The sequence below is a fragment of the Marinitoga sp. 1154 genome, assembly GCF_013363285.1.
Taxonomy (GTDB): domain Bacteria; phylum Thermotogota; class Thermotogae; order Petrotogales; family Petrotogaceae; genus Marinitoga.
In genome coordinates this window covers 36,189-50,424 of sequence record NZ_LBFB01000001.1, presented here as the reverse complement: position 1 = coordinate 50,424, position 14,236 = coordinate 36,189, and the positions used below count along the sequence as shown (strand labels likewise).

20 protein-coding genes are annotated in these 14,236 nt (G+C 28.0%); 7 read left to right on the top strand and 13 right to left on the bottom strand.

Translation table 11 applies throughout. The annotated features are described in order from the left end of the window. Window positions 1-3: 3 nt before the first annotated feature. From XO12_RS00295 to XO12_RS00280, 4 genes are read left to right on the top strand one after another with little or no spacing between them, the layout of a single operon-like run. Window positions 4-234: a 4Fe-4S dicluster domain-containing protein gene (locus tag XO12_RS00295; protein WP_047264906.1), complete on the top strand. Its 231-nt coding sequence runs from the start codon at window positions 4-6 to the stop codon at window positions 232-234. Between the two features lie 13 nt (window positions 235-247). Continuing rightward, window positions 248-1,303 (top strand): 3-methyl-2-oxobutanoate dehydrogenase subunit VorB, encoded by a 1,056-nt coding sequence (locus tag XO12_RS00290; RefSeq protein WP_047264907.1) that lies wholly within the window; start codon window positions 248-250, stop codon window positions 1,301-1,303. Between the two features lie 15 nt (window positions 1,304-1,318). Next, window positions 1,319-2,074, top strand: coding sequence for a thiamine pyrophosphate-dependent enzyme (locus tag XO12_RS00285; protein ID WP_047264908.1), 756 nt, complete (start codon window positions 1,319-1,321; stop codon window positions 2,072-2,074). After that, on the top strand, window positions 2,071-2,613 hold the full coding sequence (locus XO12_RS00280) for a 2-oxoacid:acceptor oxidoreductase family protein (protein WP_047264909.1): 543 nt from the start codon (window positions 2,071-2,073) through the stop codon (window positions 2,611-2,613). The genes XO12_RS00285 and XO12_RS00280 overlap by 4 nt, the downstream gene beginning before the upstream one ends. A 17-nt stretch (window positions 2,614-2,630) precedes the next feature. Here the strand turns inward: XO12_RS00280 and XO12_RS00275 are convergent, their stop codons facing one another. After that, complete coding sequence (locus XO12_RS00275; RefSeq protein WP_175419509.1) at window positions 2,631-3,410, bottom strand: GGDEF domain-containing protein; 780 nt, start codon at window positions 3,408-3,410, stop codon at window positions 2,631-2,633. A gap of 255 nt (window positions 3,411-3,665) precedes the next feature. Here XO12_RS00275 and XO12_RS00270 point away from each other — a divergent pair, with 255 nt between their 5' ends. The 3 genes from XO12_RS00270 to XO12_RS00260 all read left to right on the top strand — a co-directional run bounded on the left by XO12_RS00270 (window position 3,666) and on the right by XO12_RS00260 (window position 4,964). Next, window positions 3,666-3,971, top strand: coding sequence for a hypothetical protein (locus tag XO12_RS00270; protein WP_175419508.1), 306 nt, complete (start codon window positions 3,666-3,668; stop codon window positions 3,969-3,971). Between the two features lie 2 nt (window positions 3,972-3,973). After that, on the top strand, window positions 3,974-4,363 hold the full coding sequence (locus XO12_RS00265; RefSeq protein WP_175419507.1) for a hypothetical protein: 390 nt from the start codon (window positions 3,974-3,976) through the stop codon (window positions 4,361-4,363). Window positions 4,364-4,724: 361 nt separating this feature from the next. After that, window positions 4,725-4,964: a hypothetical protein gene (locus XO12_RS00260; RefSeq protein ID WP_175419506.1), complete on the top strand. Its 240-nt coding sequence runs from the start codon at window positions 4,725-4,727 to the stop codon at window positions 4,962-4,964. Between the two features lie 31 nt (window positions 4,965-4,995). Here the strand turns inward: XO12_RS00260 and XO12_RS00255 are convergent, their stop codons facing one another. The 12 genes from XO12_RS00255 to XO12_RS00195 all read right to left on the bottom strand — a co-directional run bounded on the left by XO12_RS00255 (window position 4,996) and on the right by XO12_RS00195 (window position 14,136). Then, window positions 4,996-5,307, bottom strand: a complete 312-nt coding sequence (locus XO12_RS00255) for a helix-turn-helix transcriptional regulator (RefSeq protein WP_175419505.1) — start codon at window positions 5,305-5,307, stop codon at window positions 4,996-4,998. A 98-nt stretch (window positions 5,308-5,405) separates the two neighbouring features. Next, on the bottom strand, window positions 5,406-6,677 hold the full coding sequence (locus XO12_RS00250; RefSeq protein WP_175419504.1) for an NAD(P)/FAD-dependent oxidoreductase: 1,272 nt from the start codon (window positions 6,675-6,677) through the stop codon (window positions 5,406-5,408). A 67-nt stretch (window positions 6,678-6,744) separates the two neighbouring features. Next, window positions 6,745-6,924 (bottom strand): HTH domain-containing protein, encoded by a 180-nt coding sequence (locus XO12_RS11260; RefSeq protein WP_175419503.1) that lies wholly within the window; start codon window positions 6,922-6,924, stop codon window positions 6,745-6,747. Between the two features lie 50 nt (window positions 6,925-6,974). Then, entirely contained in the window at window positions 6,975-7,754 is a 780-nt protein-coding gene (locus XO12_RS00235; protein WP_217683604.1) for a cytochrome b5 domain-containing protein, read from the bottom strand. 11 nt (window positions 7,755-7,765) lie between these two features. Beyond that, entirely contained in the window at window positions 7,766-8,170 is a 405-nt protein-coding gene (locus tag XO12_RS00230; protein WP_047264913.1) for a hypothetical protein, read from the bottom strand. Window positions 8,171-8,179: 9 nt separating this feature from the next. Continuing rightward, on the bottom strand, window positions 8,180-9,064 hold the full coding sequence (locus XO12_RS00225; RefSeq protein ID WP_047264914.1) for a glycine betaine ABC transporter substrate-binding protein: 885 nt from the start codon (window positions 9,062-9,064) through the stop codon (window positions 8,180-8,182). A 12-nt stretch (window positions 9,065-9,076) separates the two neighbouring features. Beyond that, window positions 9,077-9,724 carry an ABC transporter permease gene (locus XO12_RS00220; RefSeq protein WP_047264915.1) on the bottom strand — a complete coding sequence of 216 codons (648 nt, stop codon included), beginning with the start codon at window positions 9,722-9,724 and terminating at the stop codon, window positions 9,077-9,079. Between the two features lies 1 nt (window position 9,725). After that, the gene (locus tag XO12_RS00215) at window positions 9,726-10,766 is read right to left on the bottom strand and encodes an ABC transporter ATP-binding protein (protein WP_047264916.1); all 1,041 of its coding nucleotides are present in this window, start codon (window positions 10,764-10,766) and stop codon (window positions 9,726-9,728) included. Between the two features lie 16 nt (window positions 10,767-10,782). Continuing rightward, window positions 10,783-11,442 (bottom strand): ABC transporter permease, encoded by a 660-nt coding sequence (locus XO12_RS00210; protein ID WP_047264917.1) that lies wholly within the window; start codon window positions 11,440-11,442, stop codon window positions 10,783-10,785. Between the two features lie 274 nt (window positions 11,443-11,716). After that, window positions 11,717-12,322 (bottom strand): serine O-acetyltransferase EpsC, encoded by a 606-nt coding sequence (epsC, locus tag XO12_RS00205; protein WP_047264918.1) that lies wholly within the window; start codon window positions 12,320-12,322, stop codon window positions 11,717-11,719. A 114-nt stretch (window positions 12,323-12,436) separates the two neighbouring features. Next, on the bottom strand, window positions 12,437-13,396 hold the full coding sequence (locus tag XO12_RS00200; RefSeq protein ID WP_047264919.1) for a SufD family Fe-S cluster assembly protein: 960 nt from the start codon (window positions 13,394-13,396) through the stop codon (window positions 12,437-12,439). Then, entirely contained in the window at window positions 13,393-14,136 is a 744-nt protein-coding gene (locus XO12_RS00195; RefSeq protein ID WP_175419502.1) for an ATP-binding cassette domain-containing protein, read from the bottom strand. The genes XO12_RS00200 and XO12_RS00195 overlap by 4 nt, the downstream gene beginning before the upstream one ends. Window positions 14,137-14,236: the final 100 nt, after the last annotated feature.

Below are 14,236 nucleotides of genomic sequence, written 5' to 3'. Positions count from 1 at the left end.
ACGATGGAATACAAGAACAAAGTTGAAATTGATCAGGAAAGATGTAAAGGATGTGGTCTTTGTATAGATGCATGTCCAACTGGAACTTTAGGTTTCTCTGAAGGATTTAATGCTAAAGGGTATCATCCTGCAGCTGTTTTAAATCCGGAAAAATGTATAGGATGTGGATTCTGTTATCAGATGTGTCCCGATGTATGTATAACAGTTTCAACATTAGAAAAAGCAAAGGCTTAAGGAGGGATATTGAATGGCTGAAAAAGTGATGGTTAAAGGTACAGAAGCAATTGGTGAAGCTGCCATAAGAGCTGGATGTAGATTATACTTTGGATATCCAATAACACCACAAAGTGAATTAACTGAATATATGTCAAGAAGGATGCCGCAGGTAGATGGAGTATTTTTACAAGCCGAAAGTGAAGTTGCTGCAGTGAATATGTTATATGGTGCAGCTGCTACTGGTCATAGAGTTATGACATCAACTTCTTCACCTGGTTACAGTTTAATGCAAGAAGGTGTATCATATATTGCAGGTGCAGAATTACCTGTTGTATTTGTTAATGTTGTTAGAGGAGGGCCTGGTTTAGGAGACATACAACCTGCTCAAAGTGATTACTTCCAGGCAACAAAAGGTGGCGGTCATGGTGATTATAGATTAGTTGTGTATGGACCAGAATCTTTGCAAGAAGCTGTAGAACTAACAGCAAAAGCTTTTGATGTTGCTGATAAATATAGGAATCCAGCCTTAATACTTGCTGATGGTATGTTAGGGCAAATGATGGAACCTGTTGAATTTCCAGATTTCAGAGATTTAAACACATTACCAGATCATAGTTCCTGGGCAATGCAGGGAGCAAAGGGTCGCGAACCTCATAAAATTACATCATTTGATATAAATGAATATGTATTAGAAAAAATGAATTTAAGATATCAAGAAAAATATAAGAAAATCATAGAAAACGAACAAATGTGGGAAGAATATAAAACAGAAGATGCTGAAATAGTAATAGTTGCTTATGGTACAATGGGAAGAATAGCAAAAACAATAGTTGATATGGCAAGAGAAAAAGGTGTAAAAGCTGGATTATTCAGACCTATAACCTTATGGCCTTATCCATATGATGCTTTAGCAAAATTGGCGGATTCAGCAAAATTATTCTTCACAGTAGAAATGAGTATGGGACAAATGGTTGAAGATGTAAAATTAGCAGTTAATGGAAAAAAACCTGTTGAATTTTATGGTAGAACCGGAGGGGTTGTTCCAACACCAAATGAAGTATTAGCAAAATTAATGGAATTGATATAAGAAAGGAGGAAAATTATGTCTTATAAAATAAAGTTTAAAGGTCCTGAATCATTGAGTGGAAAAGAATTCACATATTGTCCAGGTTGTCATCATGGAATAGTTCATAGATTAGTTGCTGAAATTATAGATGAATTAGGAATAAGAGAAAAAACTTTGATGGTAGCTCCTGTTGGTTGTTCGGTTTTCGCATATGAATTTTTTGATGTTGATGGAACAGTTGCACCTCATGGAAGAGCTCCAGCAGTTGCAACTGGAATGAAAAGAGCTATGCCAGAAAATGTTGTCTTTACATATCAAGGTGATGGTGATTTAGCTGCTATAGGTACAGCTGAAATATTACATGCAGCAAACAGAGGAGAAAAAATCACAACAATATTTATTAACAATGCTATTTATGGAATGACTGGTGGTCAAATGGCTCCAACTACATTATTAGGAATGAAAACCACAACTTCGCCATACGGAAGAAGTGCTGAAAATGAAGGTTATCCTTTACATATGGCTGAAATTTTATCAAATTTGCCAGGTGTAGCTTATTTAGCAAGAACAAAAGTTAACAAACCTCAAGATGTTTTAAAAACGAAAAAGATGATAAAAAAAGCATTTTTAGCTCAAATTCAGGGAAAAGGTTTTGGAATGGTTGAAGTGTTATCAACATGTCCAACAAACTGGGGAATTCCTCCAGTTGAATCAAATAAATGGTTAGAAGAAAATTTAGTACCTGAATTTCCATTAGGCGTTTATGTAGATAAGGTGGGTGATGAAAAATGAAACATCATGCATTCATAGCTGCAGGTTTTGGTGGCCAAGGTGTAATGTTATTTGGAAAAATATTATCTTTAGCTGCAATGTATGAAAATTTATATACAACATGGTTACCCTCATATGGTCCGGAAATGAGGGGTGGAACGGCTAATTGTACAGTAGTAGTTTCTGAAAAATACATTGCTTCACCTGTAGTTGATCAACCAACTGAAGTTATTGCATTTAATATTCCTTCAATGTATAAATTCGAAAAATTATTGCCTGAAAATGGTATATTATTGTTAAATTCCTCAGTTATTGATAGAGAACCTGAAAGAAAAGATGTTCAAATATATAAAATCCCTGCTAATGATATCGCTGATGAATTAGGAAATATAAAAGTTCAGAATATGGTTATGTTAGGTGCATATTTAAAAGCAACTAATGCTGTTTCCTTTGAATCTGTAAAAGCTGCATTGGAAAAATCACTAAAAGGAAAAAAAGCAGATTTATTGGATATAAATTTAAAAGCTATAGAAGCAGGCATGAATGCTTTAGTGAAATAACAACAACCCCCGGAAACTTACCGGGGGTTGTTATATAATATCACCTTATTTTTTCCTTTTTCCTTTGCTTCATAAAGAGCTAAATCTGCTTCCTTTATCAATTGATCAATATTTTTATTTCCATTAAACATTGACACTCCCTGACTTACCGTAATTTTAATTTTATGACCATTTATATATACAATATTCTCTTCAATGGCTTTTCGTATTCTCTCACTAACCTTTAAGGAATTTTCTATTGAAATGTTAGATAAAATAATTAAAAATTCTTCTCCACCAAGTCTCCCTATTAAATCATAATATCTGATTTTTTGTCTAATTAATTCAACAGTTTTTCTTAATACCTCGTCACCAGCATCATGACCATATTTATCATTAACACTTTTAAAGTTATCAAAATCCAGTATAATAACAGAAAAAAATTTATTTTCTCTTTTTGATCTTTCTATTTCTTTCTTTAATAAATCTGTAATTGCTCTTCTATTATATACACCTGTTAGATAATCAATTAGAGATAATCTCTCCAGTTCTTTAATTCTTTTAACCTTTTTTAATCCTAATTCTATTCTATAATTTAATTCTTCAATATCAAAAGGTTTCAAAATAAAATCATCAGCTTTTAATATTTTATTACTTAAATTATCCGTAATCAATATTGTATAATGATTGTTTTGTATAGTTGAAGAAACAAAAATATCTACAGAATCAATTTCTGTATTTTCATCAAAAATTATATATTTATGTTTAAGTTTTTTTAATTCAGACATATTTAAAATATTTTTTTCAATTGCAATCATATTACTATTATACCATAAAAATCCACATCTGACGATGTGGATTAGGAATTTTTAATCATATTATGTACAGCGTTTAATTCTTCATAAAGAATCTTTTTTGCATCATCAAATAGTTTAAATACTGCTTTACATAAAATTTACATTAATTTGTTGATTTTTTTTTTTTTTTTTTTGCTAAAATTATTTTAAATTAAATAACTATATGTAATAACTTTAAAAATTGTTTCTCTAAAATTTTAAAATAGGAGGGATAGTATGTATATTAACAATGGTATTTCTCATGACTCTAGTGATTATTGGAAACAATATAATATGGAATTGCGCGATGAAGTAACAGGAAAAAATGAAGAAGTCGCAAGAAGAACCGCAAATGGAATTAACAGCGGTGTAAAAAATGCTGTATTGGGCGCTTATGCTGGTGTTAAATTTGGCGGAGGTATAGGTGGTGCAGTTACAGGAGCTGCTGTAGGTTTTGCAAAAGGTTTTTTGGATGGGTATTTTTCGTCCGATTTTAAAATAGTAGACACCAATGATTTATATCATCCAAGAAAAATTAATTAATTATGAGAAAGTATAAAGAAATATCAATAATTATACTCAATAAAAATTTGAAGGTCATATCCTCAATTCCATTAGAAGAAAAATCAAAATATAATGATTATGATTATTACATGTTAGAAATTAGGAAAAAGATTTTCTATCCAATTCCTTTTAATACACATAAATTTGAAATAATTAATGGATATGGTATATGTAATCGTAAGAAATCTAGTAGTTTTAAATATGAAAATATGAAATTTAGCATATTTTCAAATGAATCAAAAAATAATAAATCTGTTTTTTATAGTGGCGTTGAAAATGAAATTTTAGTAAATTTAAAAATCAAAAAAATACTAAAAAGCAATAAATATTTACCTATTTTTTGTGTATTAACGAAAGATGATATAATATAATATATAATATATAATGCATATTATAATGTTATATCTCCAGATTTTACCAATCCAAATAAAAACATTACAGTGGTATTTAAACAAAACACAAAAAATTTTTTAGGATTATATAATATTGATTTTTATATAGCAGGATACGAAATTTTTTCAACTAAAATAGAATTTAAAAAAGTATTATATACTTATTGAGGTGATTGATATAAAAAAAATAATTCCACTAAATATAAAGGATTTTTTATACTTTGTTATTTTTGATTGCTTTTATTTTTGGTATATTCTACCTACTTTTGGAACTTCTAAACGTATTTTTAGTTATAAGTATCCCTCAATTTTTTCTATGGGGTTTGTTTTTACTTGTATAATGATTATAATAATTGCAATAATTAGAGAAATATGTATCTTTAAAGAAAGAGAAAAAAGAAAATATATATATTTTTTAACCTCAATCCTTTTATATATAGTTGTAATATATATTTATGCATATTTTATGAATTTTACTTTCAAACAGTTTATAGATATTTTATATTTTAAAATTTCAATAGATCATTTTGTTATAGGTATTGTAGTTAAATATACAGTAAAACATTTAAAAAAAAAATAAAGAATAAAAAATCCACATCTGATGATGTGGATTAAGAGTTTTTTATTGTCTTATGAGCTTCCTGTAATTCATTATGAATAATTTTTTTAGCATCATCAAATAGTTTAAATATACTTTTATATTTAATTTCGCAAAAAACAACATTTCCTTCTTTTTCCTTTTTTATGATTCCAGAATTTTCTAAAATTTTAAGGTGTTGAGAAACACTTGACTGAGTTAGTGATAATTCTTCAGAAATATCAATAACATTACATTTTTTTTCATTTAATAATTTTAATATTCTTAATCGTGTAGGGTGTGATAATGCCTTAAATATTTCAGCGATCAATACGCAATCGTCCATAATATTACTCTCCATCGTTTATAAATTTTTTTTTATATCATAATAAGTATAAAGTATTAACTTTACGATAGTTTCAAAACAAAATTAAAAAATTAGTTTTATTTGATTTTTCTTGCCTCTATAATTCCATGAGCCGTTGCATGCACAATACTTCTCGTATGACCTGAACAATCTCCTATAAATTTAAGATTTTCAAATAAATTGTTATTTAATTTTTTACCATAAAATTTTACTTCAACACCATATAAAAGATTTTCTTCATCAGCAATACCCGGTATAATTTGATTTAAATTATCTATAAATTCTATTAAAGATATCGATGTTTTACTTGGAAATACTAAGTTCAAATCGCCTAAAACATATTCATTATTACTTAATGTTGGAAAAACTTTCCATAATTTTTTGGTTCTTTTTCCTTTTTTAAAATCTCCATATGTTTGAAGTATAACTTTATTACCTCCAGCTAAAATATTAGAAAGCTTAGCAATATATGATCCATAACCATTTGGGTCGTTAAATGGTTTAGTAAAAGAGTGCGTTACCAAAATTGCAAAATTAGTATTTGTAGATTTTTGATCATGTATTGCATGTCCATTCACAGTTATAAAATCTGCATATTTTTCTGTCACAACATACCCAGACGGATTATTACAAAATGTTCTTACTAATTGCCCATTAGATGACTTAAATTTAACTTTAAACTCATATAAAGCTTCATTTAATTCTTTAACTACAATATTTGGTAATTCAAATCTTACACCTAAATCCACTTTCGTGTTAGATAATATTATGTCGGGATATTTTTTCGTTAAAGTGTCAATTAATTTAAAACCACTGCGCCCTACTGCAACATAAACCTTATCAAAATAATCTTTTAGATCAGCTCTAGTTTCTCTATCTATATATTCAATTAATATTTTCTCTTGTACATCAATATTTTTCACAAAAGAATTAAATTTAAAATTAACCCCTTTTTTTATAAATTCATTATGTGCATTTTTAAGAAATGTTTTTAATTTATCTGTACCAATATGGAAAAATTCCGACTCAACTAACTTAAAACCATTAATAAAAAATCTTTTTTGTAATTCTTCAATATTCTCTCTTGATCCAACTTCTGGTTCTGTCTCAGACAACTCAGAATAATAATCCACTATTTCTTTCTGCAACTTTTTATCAAAAAGTATTTCCTCTAAATCTCCTCCCATTTCTGAAGAAACGAACAATTTCCCATCAGCTCTTATACCGCTGATCGAAGATGAAAAAATATCTTTATTCATTTCAAAAACTATTACCTCATTTTTAGTTGTATCTACTTCCTTCAAAAAACCTACAGTTGCAGCACCAAAACCAATTACAGCAATTCTCATATGTTTCTCTCCTTTCTATTTAAGTTATCAAAAAAATAGACTGAAACCTTAAGGTTTCAGCCTACACTCATTTCTTTATAATATAGTAACATCTTTTCGGAGATTCAATTTTCTCCTCTTTTTTTAATTTTTTTATTGCTTTATCTACTTCTTTTTTATCAATCCCAGCCTTTTCTGCTATTTCTCCAGCTTTTAACGGCTCTTTTGATTCTGATAATACTTTAACAACTAATTCGATTGTATCCACAAAAATCCCTCCTCTTACGAAATTAATTATATATTAAAAATTTTATTTTGTCAATAAAATAAAAATCCTACTTTATATACATTATCTAATTTCTTTAATCCATGTGGCGACAGCTTTGTTATTTCATATGTCAAATCATTTCCAGCTTCATGTTTTCCTTTATGTTCTCCATTTTTCCACAATTTAGAGTGAGATACATCATACACTATTCCATTAACTGCTACATATGCCTTATTTCCGTCTTTTCCATTGAATCTCTTTAATTCATCAAAACTATATATTAATATACCAATTGGAAAAACATTATCTAATTTCTTTAATCCATGTGGCGACAGCTTTGTTATTTCATATGTCAAATCATTTCCAGCTTCATGTTTTCCTTTATGTTCTCCATTTTTCCACAATTTAGAGTGAGATACATCATACACTATTCCATTAACTGCTACATATGCTTTATTCCCATTTTTTCCGTTGAATTTTTTTAATTCATTATAAGTAAAAGCTAAAATTCCAATATAATCAATATTTTTTAATTTACTCACACCATGAGGTGAAAGTCTTAAAATTTCAAATGTTAGTTCTGATCCAGCGTTATAGCCTTCATGATATCCTTTTTCCCATGGTTTTTCATAGGTAACATCATACACAATTCCGCTAATTGCAACAAAAGACTCTTTGCTATTTTTCCCATTATTTTCTATTAATTTATTATAAGGAATTATTTTATATTTCACTCCAAATTCATCATAATTTAAATCTACTATATTCACATATTCAGCGTATACAACTAAACTTAAAATAACCATCAATACTAATAATACCTTTTTCATTTTATCTCCTCCTATAATAGCCATGGATCAACCAAATGAATAATTAATAAAATAATTAAAGCAATCCCTATATATCTATGCCATTTAATCCATGTATTTTTAAAAATATTTATTTTACCCAATGTATAAATTAAAAACATAAAAATTATACCTATCCATAAAATCAATCCTGTATGTAAATATAAATTTCCATTTAAAGCCAAATAGCCATGCGTTATTCCAACAACAATTAATAATATTCCGGAGATTTTATGATATTTTTTTAATATTTTCATTATAAATAAAATTAATTTTGCTATTTTTGATTGTTTTTCAGTTATAAAATATTTATATATTCTTCTGACAAAAAATAAAGATAAATTAAACCCTAAAAAAAATATATTTAATGTTCCTAAAATTTCTACAAATTCTTCCATAGAATCCTCCTATTTAATCAATCCTAGTCCTTTTAAGAAATTTTTTGCAACTATTTCAGGTTCGTAGCCTTTTACATCAACAAGATAATTGAGTCTAATAATTATATTTTCATTTAAGTATAAAGTTAAAGGTTTTAATATTTCTTTTATTTCAGGGTATTTATTTAAAACTTCTTCCCTGACTAAGATAGCAGGATTATATAATGGGAAAAAGTTTTTATCATCCTTTAATACTACTAAATTATATTTTAATAATTTTGCGTCCGTTGAATAAACCATAGCAACATCGATTTTTTTATTTGCTAATGCCTCATAAGTCAAACCTGCTTCCATTGTTTTTACATACTTTTTTGGGACGTTCATATTATAGGACTTTGCCATTGCAAAAAAGCCATCAGCCCGTTCGTAAAATTCTGGATTTACACCAAAAATAACTTTATTACCTGCATTAACAAACTTTGATAAATCTGATAATGTTCTTATATTATTTTCTTCAGCAAATTTACTTTTCACAGCCATCGCATAAGTATCATTAAAAGGTATCATATTTATCCAAACAATTTTATTTTTTTCATAATCTTCTTTTCCTACTGCTTTAAATAATTCATAAGGATCATAAATGTTCTCTGTATGTTTGAAATATGCCGCCCATGCTGTACCGGTATACTCAGAATAAATATCTATTTGCCCATTTTCAATTGCTGCTCTCAAGGGAAAAGAAGTTAACCCAAATTGTTCATCTACTTTAAATCCTGCATTTTTTAAAAGCAACGAAACCATATTAGCTATTAAATAGCCTTCAGTAAACATCTTTGAACCAACAACAATTGTTTTTGCTGCAAATAAATTAAAGCTTAAAACTAAAATTAACAATACGATAAAAATTTTTTTCATAACAATTCCCCCTTAAAATTCATTTATTAATCCTTTAGAAACAAATTTTTTCTCAAAAAAACCTAAAATTATATCTACGCCTATGGCTAAAATTGAAACTGGTAAAACACCTGCGAAAATCATTGGCGCATTATAATGTGAAAGACCAGTAAAAATAACAACCCCCAAACCTCCACCGCCAATTACTGAAGCAACTGTAGCAGTTGCAATATTTATAACAGCAGAGTTTCTTAATCCTGAAAAGATTGCAGGCAAGGCTATTGGTATCTCCACCTTTTTTAAGGTTTCTTTTTCATCCATTCCCATACCTTTTGCAACTTCAATAATTTTATGATTAATACTTATTAAACCAGACGTAGTGTTAAAAATTATAGGAACCAAACCATACAAAAATAATGCTGTAATAGCTGTTAATTTGCCAATTCCCATAAATAAAAAAATAAGAGCTATAACCGCCACACTCGGTATTGATTGTGTTACTCCTGTTATAGTTAAAGCTAAATTGGTATATTTTTTTCTATTTTGCCTTGTTATAAAAATTCCTATATAAACACCAATAATAGCTGATAATAGCCAAGATAATAGAAATATAATTATATGTTCAAAGGTTCTTTGTACAATAACATCCAGATTATATATTAAATATGAAAATATATACATTTTATTCCTCCGAAAAAATAGAATCGTAATTCAGTACTCCAATTATTTTTCCGTCTTTTAAAACAGGCAGGCAATGGATATTATTTTTAAACATTATATTTAACCCTTCCAATACATTTGAATTATAATCAATGAATTCACACCTTAATTTTTTCTTTTTATTTCTCAAGTCATTTTTTGTTAAAAATCCTTCATATTTATCATTAAATAAAACATAGCAATCTTTATTTAAATCATCTATTTCATTAATATTTCTTATTGTTTTAAAATTATTGTCTATCATTTTATAAGCTTTTACAAATTCTAAAAAATTAAGCTCAGCATTTGAACCAAGTAAATTTTTAACAAAATCATTTTTCGGTTTTTTTATTATATTTATAGTTTTATCGTATTGAACTAAAGCACCATTATTGAGAATGGCTATTTTATCTCCTAATTTAATAGCTTCCCTAATATCATGTGTGACAAAAACAATGGTTTTTTTCAACTTATTTTGAATATTCAAAAAAACATCTTGAAGAATTTCTCTATTTATAGGATCTATAGCCCCAAAAGGTTCATCCATTAAAAGTATTTTTGGATTAGCAGCTAAAGCCCTTGCAACACCAACTCTCTGTCTTTGACCACCTGATAATTCTAATGGATACTTATTAATTACAGACTCATAATCTAAATTTACCAATTCAAGTAATTCTTCGACTCTTTCGTTGATCTTTTCCTTATTCCAATTTAATAATTTAGGAACTACAGCAATATTTTCATAAACTGTATAATGTGGAAATAAACCTATTTCTTGTATCACGTAACCAATACTTCGCCTTAATTGGATTTTATCAATATTATCAATAGATTTTCCGTCAAATAAAATATCTCCAGTTGTTCTTTCAATTAATCTATTAATAAGTTTTAATGTTGTAGTTTTTCCACAACCTGATGGTCCTATTAAAATGGTGATTTCACCATCTTCAACTTTCAAGCTTAAATCTTTAACAACATACTTATTACTATATTTTTTAGAAACATTAATTAATTCTATTGACATTTTATTCCCCCATAAATTACTTTATTTCTAGTTTCAACCCTCTTGGTGTAAGTAAATTTTCAATTTTCAGGAGTAAATAATTTAATCCAATTCCTAAAATAGCCAATAGCATTACTCCAGTAATTATCATTTCATATCTTCCTCTACTTAAACCTGCAAAAATAAAATATCCTAAACCTCCAGCTGCTATATAATAACCAATTGTAGCAACACCTACACCCATAACCACAGAATTTCTAATGCCAGACATTATTATTGGAAGGGATAAGGGGATTTTGATTTTAAATAGAATTTGTAGTTCTGTCATACCCATTCCACGGGCAGATTCAATAATACCTTTATCTAAAGTATGAATTGCAACTAAAGTATTTCTAATCATTGGAAGAAGTGAATAAATTACTAAAGCAATAATAGCAGGAGGTCTTCCTAAGCCTAACTTAAAAGGTGCGAGAAGTATAACCATTATTCCAAATAACGCAGGACTAGGTATTGTCATTAAGATACCTGCAATATACAATACTATTTTAGAAATTTTCTTATGTTTTGAAATAAGTAACCCCAATCCGACCCCAATAAATATTGCAAAAGGCAATGCGGTTCCTATAATTTCCAGATGATTTATCAATTCTTTTATGATTTTTTCATAATTATAAGACAAATAAGTTAAATATGACATTGTTCCACCAACTTTTCTGATATCATACTTAGGGTGTCCAATTAGTAAAGCAAGCGAAAACTCGCAGATTGTCCGAAAAAATAGCGAATGAAGCCGGTCAATTTTGCACGGATGCAAAATTGAGTGAAGCCGAACACGGATGTGAGTCTGATACGACCGGCGAGAATGAGCTATTTTTGAGGATTAACAATCAAGGTTTGAGCGACTTTACTTTTTGGACATCGTAATATCATACTTATTATATCAGAAAATTATAATAATTTCAATTTTATATTCATATAACAAAATCATAATTGTGATTAATTTCATATATATTATTTTGACTATATTCAAAAGTTTTTACTTTAGCCGGAATACCTGCAACAAGGCAATTAGAAGGAACATTCTCTAAAACAACAGAATTTGCAGCTACAACAGCATTATTTCCAACAACAATATCACCCAAAATTTTTGCACCGGTACCCAAAATAACGTTTTTTCCAATATCTGGATGTCTTTTTCCTTTTTTTATGTGTTTTGCTCCTAAAGTTACCTGATGATATATGAGAGTCCCTTCGCCAACAGTTGCAGTAGAACCTATTACAATTCCCAATCCATGATCTATAACTATTCCTGGTTCCAATTTAGCTGCCGGATGTATGTCCATTGAATATAAAATTTTACTTATCATATATAAAAAATAAGATAAAGGATATATTTTATATTTATAAAAATAATGATAAATTCTATAAAATATCAATCCATGAAAAGCAGTATTAAAAAGTATTACACCTAATTTATACTTTGAAGCAGGATCTTTCTTTAAATATTCATTTAAATCTTGATTTAAGTAAATAAATATATTTAAAAAATCTAAAATAGCATTTATTATTATTTTCATTATCTCTCCCTCCAAATACGAGTAGTTTTGTCATAATTATTATAACACAAAATAAGATAATTTTTATCTATTTTCATGTTAAAAAAATATAAAAATAAAAACCCATACGGGTTTTTATTTTAGAATACCTTTAATTATTAGTTCTGTCGCTTCATCTTCCGTTAGTCCTTTTGCCATTAATGTTTCTAATTGCTGTGGATTAACCCTTCCTACAGAAGCTTCATGAGTTAATTCTGCTAAATCATTATTTACTCTCAAAATTGGAATGGTACTTACATGAACATTTGAACCTTTGCTAATTTCCGTACATTCAATATGTCCTTTTGAATAAGGCGCATTACCATAAGCTTCATTGATAACTTCTGCATTTGTTGAGTCTTGAGCAAAAACATACGTTTTTGCAATTCCAGAAGATTTTTCACCATTTAAATTTACTATTTCTTTTATTTCAATTTTATCATCATTTTTTCCCCAGACCTTTGATTCTAATAGCGCTTTTGCATCTTCATCTAAATCAACCGTCATGTGAATTTTCAAATTACCTGCTCTTGATTTTGTTAATTTAAATCTACTATCAAAAACAGAGTTTTTTGAAACTTTCGTATAATAATATGTTTCTAAGAATATTCCATCTTTTTCATTATGAAAATGTTCATCTTCCATAAATACAACTGAATTTTCATCAATATACATTTCTGATTCCATTTTATGATGAATTTTACCAAACGGAAATGAACAATGTGATAAAAATTTTATGTCGCAATTTTTGCCAATTTTATATGTGGATTTTATATATTGTTCTCCCTGCTTTTTTAGAAAACCAACACACATGTGTATGGGTTTATCAAGTTTTAAATTATCTTCTATTATCATTTCATATTCAACTTTTCCATTTTCTGCACTTTTAACATTTATAGTTATACCATCAACTGTATTTTTACCAAGTATTCTATCTCCGCTTATAATTATAGATACTATGTCTTTGCTTAATAAATTGCTAATATCACCACCAGCTTGCTCATATGCTTTTTCAATCATTTCAAATTCTTTTGCATAGTTTTTTTCTATATTCATAATTTCACCTCGTCTTCTGTGAATTCAACTGGAACATTTATATGAGCGCAGTTATCACATGTGGATTTGTAAACTTCAGAAACTTTTTTAGGATCACCTTCAGCTTTTATTTTTCCAGAACAAATAAGGAAAGCTTCATCAGCAATTTCAGCTATTTCTTCTCTATGAGTTATACTCAAAACAGTTCCACCATTTGCAGTTATTATTTTAAATATCCTTTCAATCATAATATTTGACATCATATCAATACCAGAATCTGGTTCATCAAAAATTGCAAATTTAGGTTTTAAAATAATTAATGAAGCCAATTCAATTCTTTTTCTTTCTCCACCTGAGAGAGTTTTATCTACTTTTCTATGTAAATAAAAGGGATTTAATCCTACTAAATTCAATATTTCAATTAGTTCAGAATCACTTAAGTTTATTCTCTTACCTAAAGTTAAATGTTCTCTGACTCCTAATCCTTCATATCTTACAGGTTCTTGCCATGCCATTGTTATTCCACGCTTTGCTCTTTCTGTTATATTAAGATTTGTGATATCTTCACCGTTAAAAATTATTAAACCACCATGTTTCCTAATATATCCATCCAATCCCATGATTATTCTCGCTAATGTTGATTTGCCAACTCCATTATTTCCTAAAACAGCATAAATTTTACCTTTTTCGAACTTATAAGAAATGTCTTCAAGTATCTTTCTCGAGCCAGTTTTAAAACTTATGTTTTTTAATTCAAGCATTTTACTTCCTCCTCAAATATCAATATAATACTTATTATAATTTTATCAAATCATTGTAAAATTTCTGGATATAAAATGCATTAGAAATAAGAGTTTGTAA

What these genes read in the sequence shown, in the direction of transcription:
- XO12_RS00215 (WP_047264916.1), bottom strand. Translation starts at nt 10,766, where the DNA reads ATGTCAATAGAATTAATTAATGTTTCTAAAAAATATAGTAATAAGTAT.
- epsC (WP_047264918.1), bottom strand. Translation starts at nt 12,322, where the DNA reads ATGAAAATAATAATAAATGCTATTTTAGATTTTTTAAATATATTTATT.
- XO12_RS00230 (WP_047264913.1), bottom strand. Translation starts at nt 8,170, where the DNA reads ATGGAAGAATTTGTAGAAATTTTAGGAACATTAAATATATTTTTTTTA.
- XO12_RS00260 (WP_175419506.1), top strand. Translation starts at nt 4,725, where the DNA reads ATGATTATAATAATTGCAATAATTAGAGAAATATGTATCTTTAAAGAA.
- XO12_RS00275 (WP_175419509.1), bottom strand. Translation starts at nt 3,410, where the DNA reads ATGATTGCAATTGAAAAAAATATTTTAAATATGTCTGAATTAAAAAAA.
- XO12_RS00265 (WP_175419507.1), top strand. Translation starts at nt 3,974, where the DNA reads ATGAGAAAGTATAAAGAAATATCAATAATTATACTCAATAAAAATTTG.
- XO12_RS00210 (WP_047264917.1), bottom strand. Translation starts at nt 11,442, where the DNA reads ATGTCATATTTAACTTATTTGTCTTATAATTATGAAAAAATCATAAAA.
- XO12_RS00220 (WP_047264915.1), bottom strand. Translation starts at nt 9,724, where the DNA reads ATGTATATATTTTCATATTTAATATATAATCTGGATGTTATTGTACAA.
- XO12_RS00195 (WP_175419502.1), bottom strand. Translation starts at nt 14,136, where the DNA reads ATGCTTGAATTAAAAAACATAAGTTTTAAAACTGGCTCGAGAAAGATA.
- XO12_RS00270 (WP_175419508.1), top strand. Translation starts at nt 3,666, where the DNA reads ATGTATATTAACAATGGTATTTCTCATGACTCTAGTGATTATTGGAAA.
- XO12_RS00200 (WP_047264919.1), bottom strand. Translation starts at nt 13,396, where the DNA reads ATGAATATAGAAAAAAACTATGCAAAAGAATTTGAAATGATTGAAAAA.
- XO12_RS00255 (WP_175419505.1), bottom strand. Translation starts at nt 5,307, where the DNA reads ATGGACGATTGCGTATTGATCGCTGAAATATTTAAGGCATTATCACAC.
- XO12_RS00285 (WP_047264908.1), top strand. Translation starts at nt 1,319, where the DNA reads ATGTCTTATAAAATAAAGTTTAAAGGTCCTGAATCATTGAGTGGAAAA.
- XO12_RS00225 (WP_047264914.1), bottom strand. Translation starts at nt 9,064, where the DNA reads ATGAAAAAAATTTTTATCGTATTGTTAATTTTAGTTTTAAGCTTTAAT.
- XO12_RS00290 (WP_047264907.1), top strand. Translation starts at nt 248, where the DNA reads ATGGCTGAAAAAGTGATGGTTAAAGGTACAGAAGCAATTGGTGAAGCT.
- XO12_RS00295 (WP_047264906.1), top strand. Translation starts at nt 4, where the DNA reads ATGGAATACAAGAACAAAGTTGAAATTGATCAGGAAAGATGTAAAGGA.
- XO12_RS00235 (WP_217683604.1), bottom strand. Translation starts at nt 7,754, where the DNA reads ATGAAAAAGGTATTATTAGTATTGATGGTTATTTTAAGTTTAGTTGTA.
- XO12_RS00280 (WP_047264909.1), top strand. Translation starts at nt 2,071, where the DNA reads ATGAAACATCATGCATTCATAGCTGCAGGTTTTGGTGGCCAAGGTGTA.
- XO12_RS00250 (WP_175419504.1), bottom strand. Translation starts at nt 6,677, where the DNA reads ATGAGAATTGCTGTAATTGGTTTTGGTGCTGCAACTGTAGGTTTTTTG.